General features: G+C 69.0%; 7 protein-coding genes. 1 reads left to right on the top strand and 6 read right to left on the bottom strand.

The features are described 5' to 3' along the window. The 5 genes from ACFU53_RS46475 to ACFU53_RS46455 all read right to left on the bottom strand — a co-directional run. On the bottom strand, positions 1-194 hold a 194-nt coding region (locus ACFU53_RS46475; protein WP_384006287.1), incomplete at its 3' end, for a hypothetical protein. 417 nt (positions 195-611) lie between these two features. Further along, positions 612-1,031: a nuclear transport factor 2 family protein gene (locus ACFU53_RS46470; protein ID WP_384006285.1), complete on the bottom strand. Its 420-nt coding sequence runs from the start codon at positions 1,029-1,031 to the stop codon at positions 612-614. A gap of 21 nt (positions 1,032-1,052) precedes the next feature. Beyond that, positions 1,053-1,853, bottom strand: a complete 801-nt coding sequence (locus ACFU53_RS46465; protein ID WP_384006283.1) for an aquaporin — start codon at positions 1,851-1,853, stop codon at positions 1,053-1,055. A 110-nt stretch (positions 1,854-1,963) separates the two neighbouring features. After that, on the bottom strand, positions 1,964-2,770 hold the full coding sequence (locus ACFU53_RS46460) for an MBL fold metallo-hydrolase (RefSeq protein ID WP_384006281.1): 807 nt from the start codon (positions 2,768-2,770) through the stop codon (positions 1,964-1,966). 39 nt (positions 2,771-2,809) lie between these two features. After that, on the bottom strand, positions 2,810-3,430 hold the full coding sequence (locus ACFU53_RS46455; protein ID WP_384006279.1) for a DsbA family protein: 621 nt from the start codon (positions 3,428-3,430) through the stop codon (positions 2,810-2,812). Positions 3,431-4,006: 576 nt separating this feature from the next. Here ACFU53_RS46455 and ACFU53_RS46450 point away from each other — a divergent pair. Continuing rightward, positions 4,007-4,450 carry a MarR family winged helix-turn-helix transcriptional regulator gene (locus ACFU53_RS46450; protein ID WP_384006291.1) on the top strand — a complete coding sequence of 148 codons (444 nt, stop codon included), beginning with the start codon at positions 4,007-4,009 and terminating at the stop codon, positions 4,448-4,450. 205 nt (positions 4,451-4,655) lie between these two features. Here ACFU53_RS46450 and ACFU53_RS46445 read toward each other — a convergent pair whose 3' ends face one another. Continuing rightward, positions 4,656-5,075, bottom strand: coding sequence for a helix-turn-helix transcriptional regulator (locus ACFU53_RS46445; protein ID WP_384006289.1), 420 nt, complete (start codon positions 5,073-5,075; stop codon positions 4,656-4,658). Between the last annotated feature and the right edge of the window lie 17 nt (positions 5,076-5,092).

The raw sequence follows: 5,092 nt of genomic DNA, 5'->3' as shown, positions 1-5,092 counted from the left end.
ATGCCCTCGGCCGAGGATGCGCCGGGCAGCGTGATGACCTTGTCCTGCCCGGCATGGGCGGTGGCTGCCGCGGTGTGGGTGGCGGCGGTGGCCGCTGTGCCCGAGCCGACGAGCAGTCCGGCCACCAGCAGTGGTACTGCCCCGCGTTGGAGCGCTCTGACAGTGGACGAGCGCTTCCGGGTGATCTTGCGCATGGGGCTCTCAAGACTCCTTAAATTGGGTCATGTTTCGCCGATCCGTGGTGCACCTGTCAGGTGCGGTGCGGATGCCGCCCCCGCGGGGGCGGCATCCGGTCTGGGGGGTTGCAGGCTCGCCGAGGTCGGCTCCACGCCTGTGGACGGTTGATGTGGATCCCGTCCTCGTTACGGTCCTCGACCGAGCCGAGAGGGGTGACTGATCGGCTGTGAGTCGCATCGCCGCCCCGGCTGTGGCGGAGCATGGACGTGTGGCGGGTTTCACCCCGGTGCCGAAGGACGCGGCGTCGGCCGCTGCGCATCAGGCGGTTTCCGGACGGCGTAGGCGCCCGTGTCCGAGCTCTGCACGCGAACTGCCGGCCGTTCCGGGCGGTGTTCGGGCGTGTCCTCAGGTCGGTCCTGTGTGGTGAGGGTGTGTCAGGCGGTCATCGCGTCGCGGACCTTGGCGGTGTCCACGAACTGTTCGAAGCGGACGATGAGTCCGCCGCGTACGACGAAGTGGTGGGCGACGCGTACGTTGATGTCCTTGCCGGTGGCCTTGTTGGTGGCGGTGTAGCGGGCCAGGACCACGACGTTCTCGCCGTCGACGACGTAGGTGTCGTCGTGGGCGGCCCAGTCGTCCCAGTCCTTGCCGAGCTGTTCCATGACCGCGGAGGTGACGCCGTCGGGGGTGCGGTAGGTGCCGGCCAGCGGGAAGCCCGCCATCTCGGTCCATTCCACGTCGTAGGCCAGCGTGGCCCGCAGGGCTTCGAGGTCGCGGTGGGCGGAGGCGAGGTACTGGCGCCGGACCACGTCGGCGGGGGCGGCGGACGCGTGGAAGTCGGTTGTCTCACTCATGGGTTGGCCTTCCGAGGGCGGTCAAGTCAGGGCGGGGTCGGCAGTAGAGGGGCACAGGTGGTAGGTGGGCACGCGCCTGGCTGTGCCGTAGCGCTGCAGCAGCTGGTGGATACCCGCTCCAAGAACGGCGCCGAGGACGGGGGCGATCAGGTAGATGGCCAGGTAGCCGGATTCCCCGGACAGGAGTGCGGGACCGAGCTGGCGGGCAGGGTTGGTCGCGCCGCCGCTGCGCGGACCGAGAACGCCGACGATCAGTGCCGTGGCCGCGGCGAGGGTGAGGGGGAGCCAGCGGGCCCGTGCGGGGTAGGCGAGGAAGAAGCCGATCAGCAGGGTGACGGCGACCAGGCACCCGAACTCGGCGACGAAGACCGAGAGGCCGTTCCAGTCGGGGGCCGGCTGGACGGCGGCGTACCGGATCGGCGCGGCGGTCGCTGTCTGGCCCCAGACCAGGCCCGCCAGTGCTGCCCCGGCCAGCGATCCGGCGAGCTGGGCGAGGACGTAAGGCAGGACCCAGCGCCGGGGGAAGGCGCCCATGAGCCACAGGGCGACACTGACCGCCGGGTTCATGTGTGCTCCGGAACGCCGCCCCCACGGGCTGTAGATCAGGCAGAGCAGCACCGCACCCACGATCACCCCGACGACGGCCAGAGCGGTCTGGACATCAGCGATGCGGAGAGGAGAAGGAGGGGCCATGAGCCAGCGGACCACGGTCACGACCGTGAACAGCAGCACAGTCGACAGCGCGAACTCGAACAGCGGGTAGTGGCGTGCGACGACAGGCCCGGAACTGACGGCTCGGGTGTCGGAGGCGGCGGCGTTCATGTGGCTCTCACAGGGGCGCGAGTGTCAGTGCGGGGTCGGCGGCGGGGCCGATGGGCGGCCGGTGGCGGGCTGTCGGCGAAACGTCGGCACCGGCCGCGGGAGGGCGGTGGTCAGCCCCAGGTCATCTCGCCCTTGGCGACCTTGGCGCCGAGCTGGGCGGCGATGAGCATTCCGGATTCCGGGTAGCGGGCCACCAGCGCTTTGGTCAGCGCCTCGCCGGTGTCGGCCTTGGCGAGTTCGGCCTCGAACGCGGTGAGGTAGTCGCGGGTGTAGGCGATCGGGCTCGCGTCGAGGGTGTCGGTGGGCAGCCGGTGGCCGGGAACGGCGAAGGCGGGGTCCAGGGCCGTCATCTCGTCGAGCAGCTCGATCCACACGGCGCGAGACTCGGGGGTGGCGGTGTCGGCGACCCATACGTGCTCGTTCTCGAAGAGCAGGACGCCGGCGACGATCGCCCGGTGCTCGGCCTGCCACAGGTAGTGCCGGTCGGGCAGACCCGGGTGGCCGCCCTTGAGCTGGAAGACGTGGCCCTCGAAGGTGATGTCACCGGTCAGTTCGGCCAGTTCGACCAGCCGGGTGGGACGGTTGGCACCGACGGCCTCCCACGCCTTGAGCTTGCCCTCGTACGCAGCTGCGATGTGCTCGATGACCAGCGGGGTGGCGACGATGTCGGCCTCGGGGAAGGCGTCGGCGATCACTTCCGCGCCCCAGTAGAAGTCGGGGTCGGCGTGGCTGATGAAAACCTTCGTCAGCGTCTTGCCGGAGTCCAGGATCTCGGCGACCAGGCGGTGGCCGTCGGCACGGGTGAACCCGGCGTCGATCAGGAACGCCTGCTCTTCGCCCGTGATCAGGGTGGCGGTCTTGTTCTTGGCGCCGACGGGGAAGTCGAGGTCGATGACCTTGAATGCGAGGGTGCTCATGGTGGTTCCTTCGTAGGGGAGGGGATGCGAAGAGGGATGTCAGTGAGTGGCGGTGAGGGCGTCCATGCGCTGCTCGACCTCGTCGGCGGTCGCATGGCCGACAGCCACGGCCACGGTGCGGCCGGCCTGGATGGCCAGCAGGGTGGGGAAGCTGTCCACGCCCAGCGCGGCCGTCCTCTCGAAGTCGGCCTTCGCGACGGTGGCCGAACCCGGTGCGGCGAACGCGTCGGCGACGCCGTCCGGGTCCAGACCGGCCGCTTCGGCGACCGCACGGTAGGTGGCCGGGTCGGACAGGCTCATTCCGTCCGCGTAGAACGCGGACTGGAGTGCGGCGGTCAGTTCCACGATGCGGTGGGGCGCGGCCTGCCGCAACGCGGCCACCCCTCGCGCCGCGGCCTCGGAGTCCATCACGAACGAACCGTCCGCGATCAGGCGCGTGTAGCCGGCCCCGAAGCTGACCCCGGTCAGCTCACTGATCTTGGCGTTGGCGCCTTGGACGTATCCGAACTCCCGGACAGGTACACGGCGTGAGCCCGTGAACAGGCCGCCCGAGACCACTTCTACGTCCAGACCAGGGTGGCGTCGGACGAGTTCGGCCAGCGTCGGCGCGAAACCGTACGACCAGCCGCAGTAGGCATCGAAGACGTAGACGAGCTTCATGAGGGCCGTGCCTCCCGGTTGGGGAGCCCGCCTTCCGCGGGCGCATTCACCTGGCGTAACAGTATCTGACGCATCAGGTATTTCCCAACGGTGGAACTCTTCGACTTTCTTGCCGCGGCGGTGCGAATAGTCGGCTCCATGTGGCGGGCGGCGCGGCATCGGCCTTGGGGTACGTAGTCGCCGGTCTGCTGTGTCGAAGCTGCGGACGGGGGCGGGCCTGGCCGTGTCAGGGGCAGGTGGTCTGCCCAGGTCTCGGCCTTCATGGGGGTACCTCGCAGATTCGCGCTTCGGGCGTATCGTCAGGATGGGGCAGATCACAGGGGCCTACAAAAGGAACATTCGTGTGCGCAACCAGCATTGGACGTCCGTCACGGACGTCGCTGTGGGCTACGTGCGCGCAGCCCGGCTCCTCATGACCTGCGAGTCTTCGCCGGGGGTAGGTGAACCGGTGCGGCTCACCCTGTCCTACGAGGGATCATGAGCAGCGGCGCGTCTGCGCCACGACTGAGCTGAGAAAGGGGGGCGGTGGCACGGGACGCGCAGATCACGACGGCCGAGCAGGCGGCGAACGACGGGATGGTGCTGGTGTTTGGCTGGTTGCAGGGGGCTGCCAACCGGCTGGAGTACATCCTGGGCCGGGCCCTTGAGGAGGAGTGCGGGATCAGCCACCTGATGTTCGAGGTGCTGCTGATTCTGGGGCGGGCCGGTGGGCCGGGCATGTCGATGCGGGCCATCGCCCAGGAGCGAGTGCTCACCACGGGCGGGGCGACACGGTTGGTGGACCGGATGGAGGCGGCGGGTCTGGTGGCCCGCGAGGAGAATCCGGAGGATCGCCGAGGCCGCGTGGTCCGATTGACGCAACTGGGGGAGGAGACCGTGGTGAGGGCAGCCCGTATGCATGTGGAGAACGTGCAGCGGTTCCTCCTCGACCTGTTGCCCGCAGAGCATCGGGAGCAGTTCACGCGCGATCTGCGGACGGTGAGCATGGCGGCGCGCGATGCGCTGCCCCGCCTGCGCTGAGCCCCTCGGGGACGCTGCCACGAGGCCCCGACTCGGCACGGGGTGGTACACCGGACCATCCCGTGCTCCCGCGATGGTGCCGGCCAGCTCGGTCCGACAAGCCCCTCACCGCCCACCGGACAGCCACCAGAGGCGACGTCTGACTTCGTGTCACGCGAGGCCGCCCCTACCGGCGGTGGCGGTGCGGAAGCCGTCATCAGACAGCTCACTGACCGCTGCCACGTGGACGAGCCGGGGCAGGAGAGGCCCGGCACTTGCGATGCGTCACGCACGACTGGGCAACGACTGAACCTGTATAGGGAGTTGGCCGACCAGTGCTCTCCCTGCGGGCTGCACTCGGGGTCATACCGAATCTTGCGCGAAAGTGGCGAGCGAAGTGGGTCTGGCTGGAGAAGCCCCACCGGTGAGCCACATCGGCGATCGTGGTCTGCCGCGTTCCCGGATCCGTGAGCTCCCCATGTGCCTCCACCAATCGCCGCTCCATGATGTGCCGCACGGGAGACCTGCCGGTCGACTCGAAGATCCGGGTCAGGTGCCGTACGGAGATGCCTAGTGATCTGGTTCGGAGATGCGTGAGCAGTAGCGGCAGATGCGGTCGAGGATCTGGTCGGCAGTCTTGGTCCATTTGAAGGGTCTGGCCTG

The organism is Streptomyces sp. NPDC057474, assembly GCF_042802555.1.
In the GTDB taxonomy this organism is placed as follows: domain Bacteria; phylum Actinomycetota; class Actinomycetes; order Streptomycetales; family Streptomycetaceae; genus Streptomyces.
Note: the sequence above shows the minus strand (reverse complement) of the source record. Positions and strands in the feature narration are given on the sequence as shown.